The sequence below is a fragment of the Rosistilla carotiformis genome, from assembly GCF_007753095.1.
GTDB classification, from domain to species: Bacteria; Planctomycetota; Planctomycetia; order Pirellulales; family Pirellulaceae; genus Rosistilla; species Rosistilla carotiformis.
Genome location: NZ_CP036348.1, coordinates 2,668,513 through 2,688,193, shown reverse-complemented (window position 1 = coordinate 2,688,193; position 19,681 = coordinate 2,668,513). Strand labels below are relative to the sequence as shown.

12 protein-coding genes are annotated in these 19,681 nt (G+C 58.8%); 9 read left to right on the top strand and 3 right to left on the bottom strand.

Annotated features, from left to right (window positions below; genetic code table 11):
* Positions 1 to 59 precede the first annotated feature (59 nt).
* Together Poly24_RS09920 and Poly24_RS09915 are read right to left on the bottom strand one after the other, a co-directional pair.
* Positions 60 to 1,040, bottom strand: a complete 981-nt coding sequence (locus tag Poly24_RS09920; RefSeq protein ID WP_145094077.1) for a hypothetical protein — start codon at positions 1,038 to 1,040, stop codon at positions 60 to 62.
* A 322-nt stretch (positions 1,041 to 1,362) separates the two neighbouring features.
* The gene (locus tag Poly24_RS09915) at positions 1,363 to 2,346 is read right to left on the bottom strand and encodes a hypothetical protein (protein ID WP_145094074.1); all 984 of its coding nucleotides are present in this window, start codon (positions 2,344 to 2,346) and stop codon (positions 1,363 to 1,365) included.
* 316 nt (positions 2,347 to 2,662) lie between these two features.
* Here Poly24_RS09915 and Poly24_RS09910 point away from each other — a divergent pair, with 316 nt between their 5' ends.
* Together Poly24_RS09910 and Poly24_RS09905 are read left to right on the top strand one after the other, a co-directional pair.
* Positions 2,663 to 9,004, top strand: coding sequence for a hypothetical protein (locus Poly24_RS09910; protein ID WP_145094071.1), 6,342 nt, complete (start codon positions 2,663 to 2,665; stop codon positions 9,002 to 9,004).
* 114 nt (positions 9,005 to 9,118) lie between these two features.
* On the top strand, positions 9,119 to 10,225 hold the full coding sequence (locus tag Poly24_RS09905; RefSeq protein WP_145094068.1) for a hypothetical protein: 1,107 nt from the start codon (positions 9,119 to 9,121) through the stop codon (positions 10,223 to 10,225).
* 142 nt (positions 10,226 to 10,367) lie between these two features.
* Here the strand turns inward: Poly24_RS09905 and Poly24_RS09900 are convergent, their stop codons facing one another.
* Positions 10,368 to 11,687, bottom strand: coding sequence for an ATP-dependent 6-phosphofructokinase (locus Poly24_RS09900; RefSeq protein WP_145094065.1), 1,320 nt, complete (start codon positions 11,685 to 11,687; stop codon positions 10,368 to 10,370).
* 573 nt (positions 11,688 to 12,260) lie between these two features.
* Here Poly24_RS09900 and Poly24_RS09895 point away from each other — a divergent pair.
* From Poly24_RS09895 to Poly24_RS09865, 7 genes are all read left to right on the top strand, one after another.
* On the top strand, positions 12,261 to 12,875 hold the full coding sequence (locus Poly24_RS09895; protein WP_231753558.1) for a hypothetical protein: 615 nt from the start codon (positions 12,261 to 12,263) through the stop codon (positions 12,873 to 12,875).
* 416 nt (positions 12,876 to 13,291) lie between these two features.
* On the top strand, positions 13,292 to 14,317 hold the full coding sequence (locus Poly24_RS09890; protein ID WP_145094059.1) for a DUF1559 family PulG-like putative transporter: 1,026 nt from the start codon (positions 13,292 to 13,294) through the stop codon (positions 14,315 to 14,317).
* A gap of 61 nt (positions 14,318 to 14,378) precedes the next feature.
* On the top strand, positions 14,379 to 15,185 hold the full coding sequence (locus Poly24_RS09885) for a DUF4198 domain-containing protein (protein WP_145094056.1): 807 nt from the start codon (positions 14,379 to 14,381) through the stop codon (positions 15,183 to 15,185).
* Positions 15,186 to 15,279: 94 nt separating this feature from the next.
* On the top strand, positions 15,280 to 16,608 hold the full coding sequence (locus Poly24_RS09880; RefSeq protein WP_145094053.1) for an outer membrane protein assembly factor BamB family protein: 1,329 nt from the start codon (positions 15,280 to 15,282) through the stop codon (positions 16,606 to 16,608).
* A gap of 182 nt (positions 16,609 to 16,790) precedes the next feature.
* On the top strand, positions 16,791 to 17,666 hold the full coding sequence (locus Poly24_RS09875; RefSeq protein ID WP_197452462.1) for a polysaccharide deacetylase family protein: 876 nt from the start codon (positions 16,791 to 16,793) through the stop codon (positions 17,664 to 17,666).
* Between the two features lie 57 nt (positions 17,667 to 17,723).
* Positions 17,724 to 18,950 (top strand): glycosyltransferase, encoded by a 1,227-nt coding sequence (locus Poly24_RS09870; protein WP_231753557.1) that lies wholly within the window; start codon positions 17,724 to 17,726, stop codon positions 18,948 to 18,950.
* 120 nt (positions 18,951 to 19,070) lie between these two features.
* On the top strand, positions 19,071 to 19,676 hold the full coding sequence (locus Poly24_RS09865) for a lysophospholipid acyltransferase family protein (RefSeq protein WP_145094045.1): 606 nt from the start codon (positions 19,071 to 19,073) through the stop codon (positions 19,674 to 19,676).
* The last annotated feature ends 5 nt before the right edge of the window (positions 19,677 to 19,681 follow it).

The following is a 19,681-nucleotide window of genomic DNA, read 5'->3' as shown; positions in this document are numbered from 1 at the left end:
CAATCTGCGACGCAGACAAGCCCAGGTGGTTTGGGATTTTGTGAATTGAAGAGGGGAATTTACCTGAAAAGCCACTGATAATCAAGCCGTTCGGTAAGTCCATATTGCTTCAATATGTAGCTTTGTTCGGTCGGATCCTCGTAAGCGGGGACACCGAACCTGATTTCATCGGCCAGTTGACGCACACTGTCGCCAGGCCGATAGAAATTTAATTGCAAAATTTTTCGCAAAACCTTCTCTTCGCCGTTCGATTGGGCGGTTCGGAAAGCATTTGTCAAACCGTGAACGTAGACGGAGAAAAAGTCGGTTGAAGGATCGACGTCTTCCCAAGTCGCCACGCCCCAAACGCCAGGAGCATCCGGATCGGTGGTTCGCGGAATGTTTAACGTTCCAATTTCCACGGTGTTATGCAATTTCGAACGGATCTGTTCGCGCCGTGCGATCGGTTCGCGAGCGGTTGGCAACACTCGATCGATGTATTCTTTCCCCTTGGCGTGATTCGAAAGGACCAGCATCGGGAAACAGCGGCGTTGCTTGTAGGCGATCGCTTCGATATCGGGGTAGGTCTTGTTGCCAAAATCGTCGACAACTTCCTTCGATCGCAGGTCGCCACCACGGTAGCGGACGCGGAAGACCATGTACCAGATCAGCTTGCGTTTCATCACGCCGGTGGCCTGCGGAATGTCGACATAAATCTGTCGCATCGGTTTGAAAGCAAATTCAAACCCATGGATTTCGCGGCGCAACGTGACTTGCTTTGCTTTTTCGATCAGGGTTCGGCTGCGCGAGTTGAAAAAAGGCTGCCCCTCGGGGAAATCGGGAGCCTTCCAATCGATTTGCGGATTGTTGGCGAGGAATTCTTGCAGCGGAAGCGGACCAGAAAACGTCTCGTCAGGCTCCGGCGGGGGCTCGATCACGCGAACGATTCCCGGAGCGAAACGGGCCGCGTCGTCGATCGCTGCGGGGGCTTGAGCCAATGAAGCGGCGACGCCCACGAAGAGACTGGCGGTCAGGACAATGAAAGTGCACAGTTGATTCATGGAAGCCCAAGAAAACTTGACAAGCGAAGAGGGAGACCGCCGTTGAGTGGATTTTGCTACTGATGAATCCTAATTGCCACGACGGTCAAAGCCAAATCGTAAGCCACATTCTCGCCCGAATTCGGCTCAAAAGCAACGATTCTTCCGAGTTTCACGACTGGGAAACCAGAACCGGTATGACAAAACCGCCGCGTTGGGTCGTACCCAAGCGGCGGTTGGCCGTTCTTTTTACCGTGAGTTGCCCCACGATTGGGGCAGCCTCTGTTCGCTCAAACCGACATCCGAACGACTTTCGTTCCGACGTCACCGTCATCTATTACTGCTATTGATTCCTTCGGTCTTTCCCGCGATCCCCGTCGCGATGCTTCTTCTTTCCGTTTCCCTTCCCTTTCCCCTTCTTTGAGCCGTCGCGTTTTCCATCCTTCGATTTCGCCGAAACCTTTTTATCTTTGCCGCCACGATGCTTGGCTGATTTCTCGTGCCGCTTCGACTTGTCTTTCCCCTTCTTCAAACCCTTTTCCCCCTGATGACGCGTCCCCGTCGCTTCGCAATCACGATCTCGACGGTGGTGCCTTGATTCCATCGCGCCGGGTCCCTGTTCACTACGCGCCACGCGATACGAACGATGCCACGGCGCGGCTTCTCCACGCTTCATCTTGTGGTGACGCGATTCCAACGCGTCGCGCCCCCGGCCGTCACGCGGCCCACGACGTTCGCCATCAAAGCGATCTCGCCGCGATTCATCGCCACCTTTCATGTCGCGACCACGCGACTCCACCGAACCAGGACCTCGGCCGTCACGCGGCCCACGACGTTCGCCATTAAAGCGATCTCGCCGCGATTCATCGCCACCTTTCATGTCACGACCACGCGACTCCATCGACCCCGGACCCCGGCCGTCACGCGGCCCACGACGTTCACCATCAAAGCGATCTCGCCGCGATTCATCGCCACCTTTCATGCCACGACCACGCGACTCCATCGCACCCGGACCTCGGTCCCCACGCGGCCCACGACGTTCGCCATCAAAGCGATCTCGCCGCGATTCATCGCCACCTTTCATGTCACGACCACGCGACTCCATCGAACCCGGACCTCGGTCCCCACGCGGCCCACGACGTTCGCCTTCAAAACCATGCATCGGCGTTTCACGATCTCCGCTCGGTCGACGGTGCTCGCCAGTAGGGCGACGCGGAGGCGCGTCGTCGCCACGCTCTCGATCTTCGTCCTGCGCGAAGACTGCGGACGTTGTTGCGATCGCGATCGCCGTTCCGAACAGAGTTGCCTTTAATAGATCACGAAGCATGCTTATGGACCTCCAATGTGAAGCGGGCAGCGGAGCCCGAACCGACATCGGCCCGGCGTGCTGCTGTTGATTTAGAGAACGGATGAGTTGATGCTTCTTAAACCCACACGGCGCTCCAAGGTCTCGGAGAAATCCCTTAGCCCCCCGCAAATTTGGCACATTTATCCGCTCGTCTTCTTTTTTGGGAACCGGCCCCCCAAGCTTGCGTCTGTCTTGATGTAAACTGGACCGGATGCCATCGATCTGGAACGCGAGGCGGCGAACCTTGGCTGTCCCGTGGTTGTCAACCACTTCTTCTCTTCTGAAAGACACGTTCATGTCACTTCACGTCGTTGAACAATGGGTGCTGCTGATCGGATTGTTCATTGGAATGGTTTCGATCCCCCATCGAACGGCGCGGGCTGCCGAGATCGGATCGATCGAGCGTTACGCATTGGCACTCGACCGCCAACGATTTTTGCAGGACCTGATCCCCGGTTCGGCAGACTATTACTACTTCCATGTCTTACACCATCAAACGATGGGGCAGCCCGAATTGGCGGCGGCCTACCTTGCCGACTGGTCCGCCGACAACGTTTTCAAGCAAGACCCGCGGCTGCTGGGGATGCAGCATCGACAGCATCTGCTCGAATTTGAAGCGACTCCCGATCGGACGCTCGAATACCTGCGGCGTCACCTGAACGTCGACCTCGACCACCAACCCCCTCGCGTCCGCGGCCAACGGCAATTGCCTGCAACCTTAAATAGGGCGTTGATCGATGGCGATGAACTGTTGCTCGAAGCTGCCAAGCGCCGCGAGACGCTCACACCCGCGGGGCTGCGAAGGTTGGTGCAGATCTGGACTGAAGTGGAGCAACCCGAAGACGTCGTCTCCCCCAAGACCTTGCGTTGGTTGTTGGAACGTCTCGACCAACCGGGGCTCCCCGGAATCGTCGATCTTGTGGTCGCCGAACTGCAACAGCGGCGTCCACAAGACCGGATGTTTGGCGATCTTCCGGTGCACGACGTCCTCACGCTGGATGAATTGCGACAAGTCCGCCAGCAGGTCAAAGAAGTCGCCAGCGACGATGAACTTGTTTCCGCGATCCTGCTGCGATTGCGTCCGTCGGCCGACAGCGATCCGAGCCAACAACCTGAGGTCTACCAAGACTATCTACAGCGTGCCGAAGAGTTTGTCCGGACGCTGCCCGATGCTTACAACAGCCTGAAGGCGTCGGTTCTGTATCATCGCCTTGCCGCCGATCTACAGAATGAACAGTTCCAGAAGCAGCGGTTTCTCGACTACCTGGCGCTGCCGCGGCAAAGTCCGATCGTTTTGCCGAAACTGATCGAACGCAGCCTCGGCGGCGCGATCGCGGAACTGGACCACGACTACCGGTCGCAAGCGATGCTGCCACCGATCGGCGACGACCAACCGCTGGTCCGTGCTTATCTGGAACACTTTCTCCGCGATGCCGCTTCGCCCGATGCCTTCGCCCAATACCTGCGCCCTGAATATCTTCGCAGTCTGTTTGCCGAAACGAAGCTGCTGGCCGGGATCGAGCCGCGCGACCAATGGTTTGCCCTGTTGACGGCGGAAGAACAGAAGGCGTTGCAAGAGCGAGTCGAAGTCACGTTGGCGGCGACCAATTCGCAGTACCAATCGGTCGCTGAACCGGCAGCGTTGCATGTCGATATCAAAAACGTCGACGAGTTGATGATCCGCATCTATCGGATCAACACCGAAGCCTATTGCCGCGCAGGACGCAAACCGCTGAGCACGGCGATCGATCTCGATGGACTGGTCGCCAACCACAGTCGATCGCTGAAGTACGACTTGCCCGCTTTGCGGCGTCATCGCCAGCGGATCGAACTGCCCGAGATTCAGGGGCGTGGTGTCTGGGTTGTCGATCTGTTGGGAGGCGGGCGGCGATCGCGTGCCCTGATCCGCCGTGGCGACCTGCGATTTGCAGAGACCATCGGCGCGGCGGGGCATCGCTTCCAAGTCCTCCGCGAGGATGGAAAACCTGCATCGCAAGCGCGGCTGCAAATTGGAACGCAGGAATTTACGGCGGATGAATCGGGCACGATCATCGTTCCCTTCGCCGCAGAGACCACCACGCGCGATGCGATTTTGATCGACGACGCGATTGCGATGCCGATCAAGTTCCGCCACCGCGACGATAGCTACAAATTGGAAGCGGGCTTCCACACCCATCGGCAACAATTGCAACCGGGCAAGTTGGCCGAGATCTTGATCCGCCCGCGACTGTGGGTCGCCGATCGGCCGATCGATCCCAAGCTCGTCGAAGACATCGAAGTTCAAGTGACCGCGACCGATCTCGATGGCGTCGTCACCACCAAACGGTATCGGGAGCTCGAGTTCGCTCTCGACCGGGAACTCGAAATCCAATTCCGCGTCCCACGGCGGACGGTAGAGATCACCGCGAGCGTCAGTGGCCGAGTGCCCAGTCGCAGCGGAGGGGAGCGAGTCGACGTTTCGACGATCAAGTCGTGGAAGATCAACGAAACGGAGAAGACCGACGCGATCGCCGACCTGTTTTTGGCGCGACACGACGGCGGTTGGTCCATCGAAGCCCGCGGCCGCAGCGGCGAACCCTTGGTCGGCCAAGCGGTCCGGTTGAGCCTTCGCCATCGCTACCGCAACAACAACGTCGATGTGACGTTGCAAACCGATGAAACCGGGACGCTGCATCTGGGGCCGCTGTCGGGCATCGATTCGCTGGCCGCCGTCTCCAGCGGCTTGCCCTCGCGCAATTGGTCGCTGCGTGAATCGGGATCGCATTGGCCCGCAGAGATCCACGCCTTGGCGGAGACCGAGATCGCGATTCCTGCGAGCGATCTCGAGGGGGACGCCGATCGATTCCGAATCTGGGAGGAACGGGCTGGCCAACCGTACGCCAGCGTCGACGAAGCGTTATCGGTTCGCGATGGTGCGGTGCGACTGAAATCGCTGCTGGCAGGTGATTATCGGTTGGTCGACAACGATCAGAACCGTTCGCTTGCGATCCGCGTCACCGCGGGCGTTGCCGCCGGCGATTATTTGATGGGCCCGACGCGCGAACTGGAACGCCGACCGCCGCTCAGTACATCGATCGCCAAAGCGGCTGTCGAAGGGGACGCCTTTGTCGTTCAGCTGGCCGGTGCCAATCCGCTCTCGCGCGTCCATCTGTTTGGCGGCCGCTACCTTCCCGGCGAATCGCCCGCTGCGGCCCTCGGCTTGGACGATTATTCGCCTCGAATCAAACCGCGAGTGATCGCGGCCAGCGGTTTTGTCAGCGACCGACGGTTGGACGAGGAGTACCAATATGTGTTGCGGCGTCGCAATGCGACCAAATACCCGGGCAATCTGTTGCCCCAGCCCTCGCTGATCCTCAATCCGTGGGAAACCGACACCACCGAAAACGCTCGCCAAGATGCGATGGCTGGCGATGTGATGGAGAGTCGCGCCGCGGCCGCACCGCCGATGGCCGCCGATTCGATGCACCGCAATGAGCCCTTTGGACACCCGCTTTCGCTCTCCGCCAGCTGGGACTTTCTGCCGACGCAGGGAATCGTGCTGACAAACTTGGAAGTTGACGCCAACGGGCGTCTATCGATTCCGTTGAACGCGTTGGGCGATGCCTCGCTGATCCGCGTCGTCGTCAGCGACCCGATCGCGATCGTGCAACAGACCGTCACGCGCGACCTTCCGCAACTGCAACCGAACGACCTCCGTTTGCGAACGATCTTGGATCCGGCAAAACGGCTGTCACAGACCCGCGCCGTCTTGATCGCTTCGCAAGCGAATCCCTTGGATCTCAGCGAACTGGGAGCCGCACGGATGCAGATCTATTCCACCATCGGCGATCTGTATCGGTTGTACAGCAGCGTCGTCGAAGACGAACGATGGATCGAGTTCGAACCGCTGTCGCGATGGCATGAACTGAGCAATGAAGAGCGTTTGGATCTCTACGGACGCTTGGCGTGCCACGAGCTGCATCTGTTCCTGTATCACAAGGATCGCCCCTTCTTCGATGCCGTCGTGCTTCCCTATCTGAAGAACAAGCTGGAGAAGACGTTTGTCGATCGCTGGCTGTTGGAAGAGGATCTGTCGGCTTACACCCAGTTGTGGAAATATGAGCAGTTAAACGCTGCTGAAAAAGCGTTGCTGGCGATGCGGCTCGATTCGGCTCGAGCCGCGGTCGTGCGCGAGTTCGCCAATCGGATCGCACTTCAAGACGAAGACCTCGACGCGGTCCGCAGCCGGATCGATGCGGCGCTGCTGGGACTGGAACTGGACGACCAGGGGGGCGCTGTGATGTTCGGATTTGGAGGGGGCATGGGGGGCATGGGCGATGCATTCGCCGACGGCGTGGTCTCCGAATCGCTCTCCGCAATGCCCGAAATGGAAGCCGATGAAAAAGCGGGGTCCGCAGTCCGCCAATTGATGCGACGCAAGAAGCGTTCAGTGGAAGCACAGCTATCCAAAGACGAAGCTTCCGACATGAGCCTGTTCTATGGGGAGAGCGACCTGCAGCGCGTTGCCGGTCGCGGCTTTTTCCGGCCGCTGCCCGCCACGCGTCAGTGGGCCGAAAGCCAATACGATCGGATCCGACGGATCGAACAAACACCCGACCTCGTACCGGTCGGTCGGTTCTGGCAGCATCTTGCGGAGCACGATCGGACGCAACCTTTTGTCAGCAGCGAACTGCTGGTCCCCACCGAAACGCGGACCGCCGCGTTGATCGCCCTTGCGACGACGGGACTCCCTTTCGCCAGCGACGCCGATCTGCCCACCGGAGAGGACCAGCCGCAGTTCGCGCCGGCACATCCCGTGGCGGTCGTGACCGAACAATTGCGCGAAGTGCGTCCTCTGGATGGGGATTCGCCGGTGCTGGTCGGCCAACGTTTTGAAGCCGACAGCGAGCGAGACGATGAGAAACCGACAGCGTTCGCGCCGGAGGAGTTTTTGGTTGGGCAGCCCTATCTCGGCCAGATCGTCTTGACCAACCCGACTCCTACGATCCAGCGGATCGATGTCCTGTGGCAGATCCCCGCCGGCGCGATGCCGCTGGGGGGCGGCCGCGAGACCGACAGCCGGCAACTGGAATTGGAACCGTTTGCCACGCAGACGCTCGAGTACCAGTTCTACTTCCCATCGGCTGGCCAGTTCAAACATTATCCGGCCAGCGTTTCCGCCGACGGCATGGCGCTCGCCTCGGGCGACCCGCGCACCTTTGGCGTCGTCGACCATCCGACGCAGATCGATGAAGAGACGTGGGAATACATCGCGCTGCGTGGCGACGCCGCGAAGATCGCCAACTTTTTGAAGACCGCCAACCTGCGGAAGCTCGATTGGACACACGTCGCCCCCCGTTTGCGCGACCGCGCGATCTACGACGTCGTGCTTCGCGCGATGACCGAATTCCAGGTTTGGGATGAAACCGTTTGGGGATACGCGGTGTATCACAAGGATGCACCGCGGATCACCGAACTGATTTCCAACGACAACGAATTTGTCGCCGCTTGCGGTCCGGTGTTGCGGTCGAATCTGCTGACGATCGATCCTGTCGACCGCGATCTGTACGAGCACTTGGAATACGCGCCGTTGGTCCGGTCGCGAATCCATCCGCTTCGCGATCAGCCGGAGATCATGAACGATCGACTGCTGCAGCAGTATCGGCATCTGATGACCGTCTTGTCGCATCAACAAAAGCCTTCGACCGAGCAACAGCTTGCGCTTTGTTATTACCTGTTGATTCAGAACCGGATCGAAGAAGCGATCCAGCGGTTTGAAGCGGTTGCTCGCGACGAAGCGACGCCGCAGTTGCAATACGATTACCTGGACGCCTACTTGGCACTGTTCGCTCAGGATTACAGGCGGGCTGCAGCGATTGCCGACAACTACCAAGGCTTCCCGATCCCACGCTGGCGTCAGCGGTTTACCGAGCTGAGCAACCAATTGGAGCAGCGGCGGGTGCTGATGTCGGGAGCGGAAATCGCGGGGGCGGAGCGTCCCGTCGACGCGCTGCCGACCGCCGACGCTGCCGACCTCTCGGTTTGGGGACGCGACAACGCGCAGAGTCAATCGGCGGCCAACGAGCCGAAGATCGAATTGGCTTTGCGGCAAGATACCGTTCTGATCCGGCACCAGAACATTCGGCAAGCGGAGATCCGTTTCTATTCGATGGATCTCGAACTGTTGTTCAGCAAGACGCCGTTCATCCAGAACGACGTCAGCCAATTGGCAATGATCGCCGCCAATGCGAGCGAACCGCTGACGCTGCAAGCGGCCAGCGGGACGCTCGAATATCGGTTGTCGCCCGAACTGGTGAAACAGACGCTGCTGGTCGAAGTCTCCGGACAGGGCGTGCGGCAAACGATCTTCTACTACGGCGGGAATCTCACGACTTACGTAGCCGAAGCGTTTGGGCAGGTTCAGGTGCTGCAGGCCGGCAACCGCAGCCCGATCAGCGGTGCGTATGTGAAGGTGTATGCGAAACACCGCGACGGCCAAATCCGGTTTTATAAAGATGGCTACACCGACCTGCGCGGCCGTTTCGATTACACATCGCTCAGCACACCAGAACTCGCGACAACCGAGAAGTTTGCAATCCTGGTCGTCGCGGAAGACGTCGGCGCGACGCTGCATGAAGTCGCCCCACCGGCTCGTTAGCCTCGGCCCTACCGGAACGGAAGTGCTCAAGACAGGCGACGTTACCTAGACCCCATTCGGCGTGATATACTCGCGGGGTCAAATCTCCCCACCTCGTTACAAGGAATCTGTCGGATGTCGATTCGCAATGGTCGGTTTGGTGTCATGCTCGCCGCGCTGCTGGCAATCTCACTTGGTTCGGCGACAAGCTACGCCGCCAGTGGACTTTCTCCTGGCCCCGTTGAACTGCAATCGTTGGGCCCAATGACGTTCGCCACTTCCGGCGTTCTGATCATTGGCGATCCGAAGGCTGCAGCCGTTTACGCGATCGCAACCGAGGACAAACAGGTCGATGGCGATCTGCAAAACTCGCTGCCCAAAGATCTGCGCGGCCAGTTAGCCGCAGCGATCGGCGCCGAAGCCGACGCGCTCGAAATTGGTGACATGGCGGTCAATCCAGAGACCGGCAACGTGACCTTTTCGGTGAAAGCAAACAATCGCTGTGGCTTGGTTCGCATGAATCGCGACGGCCAGTTTCAGAAGATCAACTTGGACAAGATCGATCACGGCCGCAAGCAGCTGCCCAACCCGCCGGCCGACAAGATCAGTGGCGAGGGGCGACGCAAACGCAACCTCCGCGACCAATCGATCACCGACGTCGCCTACTTCGATGGCAAGGTGATCGTCTCGGGGCTGTCGGCTGGCGATTCCCCTTCGGCAGTGGTTGAGTTCCCGTTCCCATTCGCCGACAACACGATCGTCTCCAACGTCGAGATCTTCCACGCCGCGCATGGCCGCGTCGAAGATGCAGCGATCCAAACCTTTGTTCCGCTGAACATCGATGGGGAACCGTCGCTGCTGGCCGGATTCACTTGCACGCCATTGGTTAACTTCCCGATCGGCAAGTTGGATGGCGGTGAAAAAGTTCGTGGCAAGACGGTCGCTGAACTCGGCAATCGCAATCGCCCAATCGATATGATCGTCTATGAGAAGGAAGGCGTCACGCACTTGCTGCTCAGCAACACTGCACGCGGCGTGATGAAGGTCAGCACCGAAAAGATCGACGACGGCCCCGGCCTGACCGAACCGGTTCGTGGCGGCGGGACGGCTGGCCAACCTTTTGAAAAGATCGAATCGCTTGTTGATGTCACTCAAATGGACAAGCTGAGCGATACGCAAGGCATCGCGCTGATCGGCAAGCCGGGCGACGCACCTCAGTTGAAGATCTTCGATCTTCCTTAACACGCGTCGTTCACATCACGCGGTGCCAGATCCAAAAGATCGATTGGGGCTGGCGTGAGAACCCAAGGACTTCGTAGTCCACCGGCACATGAAAGCTCCGTCGTCAGCGTTTGTCGACGGAGCGTTTTTTGTTTTGCAGGTCCTATTCAAAACGCGGCGGCTGGCCGGTCGATTCCAAGACCGTCATCCAAAGATCCCCGTTGGGATCGACGCAGTTTCGCTGGCGAATCGCCAAGCTCATCGGGACGTTGACGAATTTGGTGTGCCAGCGGCTGACAACCATCCGCGTGCGGCCGCTCATCGCAGCATGCACCGCGTTGTGTGCTAGACGCGAGCAGAAGACGCTGTCGTAGGGATTCGCCGGCACGCTACGGATGACATAGCTGGGGTCGATGTATTTAAGATTCAGCTCTTTTCCTTGGGATGTGAAGTGGCTTTCGATCTGCTGTTTCAGCCAAACTCCCACATCGCCCAGCCGACTGTTTCCCGAGGCATCGGTCTTGCCGGACGACTGCATCAGATGTTGGCCAGCGCCTTCGGCGACAACGATCACGGCGTGTCCCGCGTCGTCGAGGCGTCGTTTGAGACAGGCGAGCAGACCATGCGCTCCCTCTAACGAAAACGGCACTTCGGGAATCAAAACGAAATTCGCGTCGTTCACCGCCAACGAGGCATAACAAGCGATGAAGCCGCTGTGCCGCCCCATCAACTTCACCAACCCCACTCCGTTGGGCGCGCCGCAAGCTTCGACATGCGCGGCGCGAATCGCTTCGGTCCCCTGACTGAGCGCCGTCTGGAAACCGAAACTCTGGTCGGCAAACATGATGTCGTTGTCGATCGTTTTGGGAATCCCGATCACCCCGATCTTGCGATCCCGTTTGGCAATCTCATCGGCGATCGCCATGGAGCCCCGAATCGTGCCGTCGCCCCCAATCACAAACAGGATGTCGATCTCCAATTTTTCGAGATAATCGACGATCTCTTCGGGACGTTGATCCCCTCGGGAAGATCCCAGAATCGTGCCGCCATGCTCGTGGATATCGGCGACACAGTGAGGCGTCAGTTCAACAGTGGGACGATTACAGCGTTCGACCAATCCTTGATATCCGTTGCTGAATCCGAGTACTTGAGCGATCCCGTAGCGGCAGGTCAATTCATTGGTCAACGAGCGAATGACATTATTGAGTCCAGGGCACAAGCCACCACAAGTGACGATACCGGCGCGGGTGTGCGGTGGATTGAAGAAGATCTTTCGCCGCGCGCCGGCCGGTTCGAGTCCAAACAGTTCGCTGGTTGTCTCTCGCAAGTGCGCGACCGACGAAGCGGTGTTCTCAGCCAGAATTCGGTCGGACTCTTCGACGTAGTTGACCGAATGTTGCCGGTAATCGAGCAGTGGCAAGAGGGGCGAGTCGAATCGACATTCGCCCAATCGTTCGACATGAAAATCATCTTTGCAATACATCTGTGCCTTTCATGCGGTATGTCCCCAGGCAGTCCGTCCCCCCAGTCTGTTGGCCGGAGGATAGGAACATCCAAACCGATTCGCCAACAAAGATCAAGCACAAGATTTCAGCGGTGCTGAATCGTCCTTTTATTCGCATCAACGGGGCTCCACCCACCGTTGCAAATCGGCTGCAGAATTTCATCTTGTCTTCGCTCGCCCACCACGATGCGAGCTGAGTCGAGCGCAAGCCCCATGTCCGGACCAGTGCTCGCAAACGAAGGTGTCTTCGCGCTCAGCTTCTCCTAGTCCATGTTGGATTCTCTGCACTCCGTTCACAAACTTCGGAAGGGACCTCCCACGAGCTCGCTTTGCGGTCGCGTGGCACGCTGTCCGTGAGCCTGAACTTCGCAACGCAACGGTTGCTTTCGGAGCGATCCGGCACAGTGTGAAGGGAGAGGGTGGGCCGGTGGATGCGGCATCATACCGCGGCCCTTTCACGAAGCTGGTGATTTACGAACCGGCCTGCCTTGATTAGGATCGGAAGCGTGAGGAGCGAGCTGACTTGGCACGCCTTAGTAGATTGAAGCTATCTTGGATTTCATTCATCCAATTCGATCGACGACAACCCGACGTGGCATCTGCCTGACGTTGCTGGTTGTGTTGGCGTGTGGCATAATCGGTTTGCCCACCTACGCTCCGATTTCCGAGAAAACCGGGCGATTCCCTTGCGAAGCTTGCCCCTGCGGCTGCTCTTCTGCGGAATTCTGCTGGGATAAGTGCTGCTGCCACAGCGATGTGGAGAAGCTGCAATGGGCGGCGGAAAACGACGTCCTGCCTCCCGCTTTCTTGATCGCTCGCGTTCAAAGAGCTTCAAAAGAAGCGGTTGCTGCCAACGACGCTCCCGCTAAAAAGTCGTGCTGCTGCTGTTCGACGAGTGGTTCCCAGTGCGAGACGACGCAGGCGGCTGCGGACGAACCGACGGCGGATACGGCAAATGTCGAGTCTCCTAAAATGCGGATCGTCCGCTTGGAGGATGCCGCACGATGTCGCGGTATCGATAGCTTCTGGAACGTCCTTTCGAGCGTCGTTGTCGAGATCGTTCCAGCGACGCTGGCGCTTCCCACGCCGCCGCTATTGTTCTGGACGTCGCTCGACGATCAGTTCGCCCATCCTCTGAAATTTGCTCCCGCGCAGCCCTACCCGTAGGCGCGTTCTTCTTTGCCGAAGAAATCCTCGGATGCTCCGTTGCGCCGTTCCTGCCGTCCAACGCCCGGGAGGTTCGGGTCTTGAGTGAATGAAATCAGTGTGGCTGCGCGGTTCCTTGGCGAACCGGACGTAAACGCCTGCTGGCTGATTCATCCCTTCAAATCACGGATCGCCCCCCGCGCCGTCGCTGCAGCGTTTGCAGCGGGGGAGCTTCCAGATCGTTTCATCGGTTTCTTGATTCCGTCGGAATTCCATCCCAGGGACCGTTGTGCGCTGCTTGGCACCGATCAAGTCGCCACGCGTGCCGAGATGCTGGATCCGACGTCTGTCCTCCGTCGCTTGCCGCGCGCCGAAATGCGATCGCGCCGTGGCTATCGATCCACCCAATCTCCATAGACAAAAGACTTTCCATACTCATGAAATCAAACTCCCCCTTCACCTCACCTGCCAAACGTCCTCGCGCCGGCTTCACGCTGGTCGAGCTGTTGGTTGTGATCGCGATCATTGGCATCCTCGTTGGGCTGCTGTTGCCGGCGGTTCAGGCCGCTCGCGAGGCTGCGCGGCGGATGTCGTGCAGCAACAACATGAAACAGATCGGGCTGGCGCTGCACATGCACCACGACACGCTGCAGCGGTTTCCGTCGCAGCGAGACCAAGCCAAAGCACCGGTTCCACCTTCGGAACAATCGTTCTACCGCTGGGGACCGTTGGCACTGCTGACTCCCTATTTAGAGCAATCGGCGATTTATCAAGCGATCGATTTGCAGCAGCCGCTGTTGATCTATTCGGTGGGACCACCCCCGAGCGTCGTCACGCACCCCGACTTGGGCGCCGCTGTCGCGACGCAGGTCTCGACTTTCTTGTGCCCTAGCGATGTCCATGAACGGATCAGCGACGAATGGGGCGCGACCAACTACCACGCCAATAACGGGACGGCTCAAGATGGCGGTCTGTACGTCCATTGCGACGGCCTGTTTTACATCGATTCGCAAAAACGATTCCGAGATATCCTTGATGGGACTTCGCATACCGCCGCCTTCAGCGAGACGTTGATTGGTTCGGGACGTCCCGACAGCACCCGAGGCGTCGCCAACAACAGCCCCGAAGGTTTGCTCGCCTCCGTCTGGAATGCATCGGCGGCAACGATCGACGATTCTTGGTGCTTGAACGACTCGAGTCCCGTGATCTTTCGTCGCGGCGAAAAGTGGGCCGACGGATCGGTCAACGATACCGGCTATCATCATTTCCGAGGGCCCAACGCTCTGGAGAACGATTGCTATTCACGATACGCCGCGAGCAAGAGCGCTCGCAGCCGTCACCCCGGCGGCGTCACGCTGCTGCTAGCCGATGGTTCGGTGCGATTTGTCGCCGAATCGATCGACCGGTACACCTGGCAACTGATCGGCTCGATCGCCGACAACCAAGTGATTCCCGAGTATTAATGGGCTATCGCGATATCAGATCTAGAATCAAACCAAACCAAACTTCTGGGATTAAAAAACGATGAATCGAAAACTGACCTACTTGCTGACAAGCCTCTTCGCATTGGCTCAACTAACAGCCTCGGCCCACGACATCTGGACGCAAACCAACGTTCCGGTCGTGCCACCGGGCGAAATCGTACACGTCGATCTCTGCTTGGGAAATCACGGCAACCACCACCGCGACTTTAAGCTCGCCGGCCTCGTTTCGCTCGACTGGGTCTCGGCCGATCATCAATTGCCCGACGGCACCCGCGTCGATCTACGCGACCAAATGACATCGACAGCGATGGCGGAAAAGGAAGGTTACTGGACTCAACCTCTGTTAGCAGAAGCCCCCGGCGTCCACTGCATCTCCGTACAACTGGATCGTGTCATGCAGCACGGCAAGAGCGTGCGAGGTGTTCGCACGGCGAAGAGTTACGTGCTTGTCAGCCAATCGATCGACGATGCGAAGGTCGTTGGCCACGCGCACGAAAAGCCGCTCGGCATGCCGTTTGAGGTCGTGCTGCAAACGTGCCCGTTCACCGAAACGGCCGTTGGTCAGCCAGTAACGGTGCAGGTTCTGCATCAAGGCAAACCGAAGGGAGATGTCGTCGTCAGCTTCATCCCTCAAGGTGCCGAACTGCGGGGCGAATTCGATCCCGAATTCCAGTTCCGCACCGACAGCGACGGGCTGGCCACGTTTGTCCCCAAGGCGGGCAATCGGTATCTGATCGTCGCTCACTATACAGCGGACGACGAGAAAACCGACGAATACGAGTTCACAAGTTATGCCGCAACGGTCACGCTGCACGTTCCCGTCCGAGGACCGTTGGCAACTCAATAGGTTTGCAGGTCAGAAAATCAACCAGCGGACCGATCGCGAATCGCGGCCGTCCGCTGGTCCCTCGCCCCGACTTTGATCATTGAAAGGTAAAAGCATGTTTTGGTTCCTGACAATTTTTATCGCCATGGCAAATGGCGAACCCGTGCGGTGGCCCGCATTTCTTGGTGCGGGGGCCCAGACCAGCGCAACCCAATCGCTTCCGCAGGAATGGACCGCGACCGAGAACATCGCCTGGCGCGCGACGCTGCCGGGACACGGACAATCGAGTCCGGTCGTCTGGGGCCAACGGGTCTTTGTCACCGGTGTCGAAGGTCCCAACAAAGAGACCTACCACACGGTGTGCGTCGATTTGAAAAGTGGCGAAGAATTGTGGAGGCGGAGCATCGAAAACTCGGCTCCTGTTGCTAACAGTTACTACGTCAGCCGTGCCGCTCCAACGCCGGTGGTTGATCAGGACCGATTGATCGTTTTTTTTGAGAGTGGCGATTGCGTCGCCTATTCGCACGCTGGCGAAGTGCTTTGGAAGCGGTCGCTGGTGGATGAACTCGGTGATTTTGAAGCGGAGTTTGGGATCGGGGCTTCCCCCTGCCAAACCGCGTCGAAGATGTTCGTCTTGATCGAACACGACGGTCCCAGCGGGCTGTTGGCGATCGACAAGGCGACCGGGAAAACGGAATGGAAAGTCGACCGGGAGTCTCGCCGCAGCTGGAGTTCACCGGCGGTGATCCATGTCGACGGTGCGACGCAAATCGTCGTCAGTTCCGCTGGCAGCGTCGATGGTTATGATCCCGAATCAGGCGATGTGTTGTGGTCGTTCACCGATGTCGGTGGGAACACCGGTACGTCGCCGATCGATTATGGAAACGGACGCGTTCTGATCGGCGCGTCCCCCGGTCGCAATGGCGAAAACGCCGGCTCGGCGGCCGATTCGAATTGTCTGTTGCAGATCGCTCGGCAAGACGACGGCTGGACCGTGGAACGCAAATGGATTGCCGAAGACGCTGTCCCGAGCTGGGCTTCGCCGATCGTTCACCAAGGTTTGGCGTATTGGATCAATCGCGCCGGCGTCATCTATTGCTTCGATGCACAGACGGGCGAATCGATCTATTCCAAACGGACCAAGCAGTCGTGTTGGGCGACGCCGGTCGGGATCGGCGACCGGATCTATCTGTTTGGCCAACATGGGATCGTCTCAGTCATCGCCGCGGGGCGGGAGTTCAAGGTGTTGGCGGAAAACGAATCGTGGAACGACGAGACCCTGCCAGCCGAACCGCTGTTGGCCGAAGAGGAATCTCCCGAACGCCGCCGCGGCGTGGCGATGTTCAGCAAGCCGACACTTTACGGAGCGGCGGTCGTTGAGAATTCGATCGTGCTGCGCGTCGGCAATTGTCTGATCTGCGTCCGCGCGGCCGATGGCGGCTGACCGCCGATCGGATCGACAACGCTAATCTCGGCACAGAGCAAACGATCGTTGTAATCCGTAGCGATCGTTGTCGGATCGGCGGTCAGGTGGTCACGAGCGACCGGTTTGATTTGCCAGCGGCGTCGGAAGACGTATCCATTGGGAATATGTCCTGTTCCCTAGATACACGCGCTGTCGCTTCCATGTCCAATTTCCGTCAACTTGCAATCGACCTCCGCCGCGTCGTTTCAACCCCTTGCCGACAGCTTCAGCTACGTCGCCTGGGTGCGAAGGGCCAAGCACCGATCTCGGTGCTGTTCTATCACCGCGTCGCCGACGAACATCCCAACGACTGGACGATTCCCTGCGATCTGTTCCAGGAGCAGATGGAATGGATTCGCGAGCGGTTTGAAGTGATCGACATGCAGGAGGTGCAGCGACGCATCCGCCGGCAAGACAGTCGACGCCCCGCGGTCCACATTACGTTCGACGACGGGTATGCGGAGAACTGCCGGTTTGCGTTGCCCTATCTGATTCGCAACAAGATTCCCTGCACCTACTTCGTTTCGTACGGCAACTGTGTCACGGGAGATCCGTTCCCACACGATGTCGCCGCCGGCTGCCCGTTGCCAGTCAATTCGTTGGATGAATTGAAATCGCTCGCCGGCACGTGCGTCGAGATCGGGTACCACACGCGGACGCATTGCGATTGCGGAGAACTGATCACCGCCGACGCGTTCCGCGACGAAATCACCGACGGTGCCGCGGAGATGCGGGCTGCTTTGGATATGCCGCTGCGATACTTTGCGTTTCCTTACGGGCTGCCCGACAACATTCCGATCGCTGGCATCCAAGCGGCTTATGCCGCTGGATTCCAAGGTTTTTGCAGCGCTTACGGTGCGTACAACCTGCCCGGCCAAGATGCCTTTCACATCCGCCGCATCCACGGCGATGCCGAGATGTCCCGATTCAAAAACTGGCTATCGTTCGACGCTCGCAAGCTGCACCAGCGACCCGAGATCCGGTACTGGTTGCCGCCGGCAAGCAACTGGGAACAAACCAAAGAACTCGTCGGCTGATCCGTTTCGCAAAACGCTCCGACCTCAAACCTTTCGCATTTCGTTGATGGAACCCAAATGATGATCCGTCTGTTTCGACGCCAACTGCCGCGCAATCGCCGCGGCCCGCTGAAAACCATGTTTGTGATCACCAGCATGCCGGTCGGCGGTGCGGAAACGCTGTTGGTCAACATGATCGATCGCTTCGATCGCAATCGAATCGTTCCCGAGGTCTGTTGTCTCAAAGAACCGGGGCCATTGGGCGAAGCGATTCGCGACCGTGTCGAGGTGCACAGCCATCTGTTGGCGTCGAAGTTCGACCCGCGGACGCTGCCGCGTTTGATCTCGCTGTTCCGCCGCCAAAAGATCGACGCCGTCGTGACCGTTGGTGCTGGGGACAAAATGTTTTGGGGAAGGTTGGCCGCCTGGTTTGCCGGTGTCCCCGTGATCGCCAGCGCGTTGCATTCGACCGGCTGGCCCGATGGAGTCGGACGTTTGAACCGTCTTCTGACACCGATCACATCGGCTTTCATCGGAGTCGCGGCATCGCATGCCGACTACTTGCGCAATCAGGAAGGTTTTCCCGACGCCAAGGTTTTTGCGATTCGCAATGGCGTCGATGTCCAGCGTTTCTCTCCCGATCCCGATGCAGCGCTCGCGGTCCGGGAAGAGCTGCAGATTCCTGGCGACGCACCGCTGGGAATCATCGTCGCCGCCCTGCGTCCGGAAAAGAATCACGCGATGTATGTCGACGTCGCCCGACGCGTGAGCCAGCAGATTCCTGGCTCACATTGGTTGATCGTTGGCGACGGTCCCGAGCGTCCGGCGATCGAAGCGGCTTGCAGCGAAGCGGGCGTCAGCGATCGAGTTCATCTGTTGGGAACACGTCATGACACGCCGCGGTTACTGGCGGCGAGCAACCTGTTTTTGCTGTGCAGTCACAACGAAGCGAGTCCGGTTTCGATCCTCGAAGCGTTGGCGTGCCAGACGCCGGTTTTGAGCACCAATGTCGGATCGGTCAAGGAATCGGTGCGGCAAGGCGAGACGGGATTTCTTGTTCCGCCCGGCGATGCCGCCGCGATGGCGCAGCACGCGGTAGAGCTGTTGCAGACGCCCCGGCTAGCCGAGCGGCTGGGGGAAGCGGGACGCGAGCTTGTCGTCGGGACCGGTTCGTTGGAAGCGATGGTCGACGGATACGAAAGCCTGATTCAGGAGCAATACGACGCCCAAGTCCATTCGCCGCGATCGATTTGGCCCCAATGGGAACCACTGGCTGGCCTGGGCTCGCGGCGGGCCAGAGGATAGAATGCGGGGCGGAAGACCGCAGTCCCCCAGGGTCCTCTGTTGGAGGACTGCCAGCTCGCATTTCATCTCCCTGGGGGAACCGCTGAGGACAGCAGTTCTTCTCGCAAATTGTTCGCCTCGATGCAACTCACGAGTCACGCGATTGTTCTGTTGGCCAAAATGTTCAGCGGATTTACCGTCCGCTGGGTCGATTGCCAGCCGGAAACATGTCAGCGCGTGTATTTTGCGAATCACACCAGCCATCTGGACGCTGCCGTTTTATGGAGCGCTCTGCCGCGTGAGATTCGCGCGCTGACGCGCCCCGTTGCGGCCAAAGATTATTGGGACAGCAGCCGATTCCGCCGACACATCGCCGAATCGTTTAACGCTTTGCTGATCGATCGCAAAGAGATCAAGGTGCATCAAAGTCCGGTGCAGATCATGATCCGCGAGATGGGAGACGTCTACAGTTTGATCGTCTTTCCCGAAGGAAGCCGCAGCAGCGGGGACGAGATGGGAACGTTCAAGAGCGGGCTGTATTATCTGAGTAAGAAACGCCCCGACCTCGAATTGGTTCCCGTTTACATCGACAACGTCAACCGTATCCTGCCTCGCGGCGAATTTCTTCCGGTGCCACTGCTCAGCTGCATCACGATCGGGGCCCCGATGTGGCTCGAAGCGGGTGAACCGAAACACGATTTCCTGGCCCGCGCGCGGGACGCCGTTCGCGCGTTAAAAGACAAATAGTGCTA

Excerpts from the sequence above, each read along its gene's own strand:
- Poly24_RS09920 (WP_145094077.1), bottom strand. The coding sequence starts at position 1,040 with ATGAATCAACTGTGCACTTTCATTGTCCTGACCGCCAGTCTCTTCGTG.
- Poly24_RS09915 (WP_145094074.1), bottom strand. The coding sequence starts at position 2,346 with ATGCTTCGTGATCTATTAAAGGCAACTCTGTTCGGAACGGCGATCGCG.
- Poly24_RS09910 (WP_145094071.1), top strand. The coding sequence starts at position 2,663 with ATGTCACTTCACGTCGTTGAACAATGGGTGCTGCTGATCGGATTGTTC.
- Poly24_RS09905 (WP_145094068.1), top strand. The coding sequence starts at position 9,119 with ATGTCGATTCGCAATGGTCGGTTTGGTGTCATGCTCGCCGCGCTGCTG.
- Poly24_RS09900 (WP_145094065.1), bottom strand. The coding sequence starts at position 11,687 with ATGTATTGCAAAGATGATTTTCATGTCGAACGATTGGGCGAATGTCGA.
- Poly24_RS09890 (WP_145094059.1), top strand. The coding sequence starts at position 13,292 with ATGAAATCAAACTCCCCCTTCACCTCACCTGCCAAACGTCCTCGCGCC.
- Poly24_RS09885 (WP_145094056.1), top strand. The coding sequence starts at position 14,379 with ATGAATCGAAAACTGACCTACTTGCTGACAAGCCTCTTCGCATTGGCT.
- Poly24_RS09880 (WP_145094053.1), top strand. The coding sequence starts at position 15,280 with ATGTTTTGGTTCCTGACAATTTTTATCGCCATGGCAAATGGCGAACCC.
- Poly24_RS09875 (WP_197452462.1), top strand. The coding sequence starts at position 16,791 with ATGTCCAATTTCCGTCAACTTGCAATCGACCTCCGCCGCGTCGTTTCA.
- Poly24_RS09870 (WP_231753557.1), top strand. The coding sequence starts at position 17,724 with ATGATGATCCGTCTGTTTCGACGCCAACTGCCGCGCAATCGCCGCGGC.
- Poly24_RS09865 (WP_145094045.1), top strand. The coding sequence starts at position 19,071 with ATGCAACTCACGAGTCACGCGATTGTTCTGTTGGCCAAAATGTTCAGC.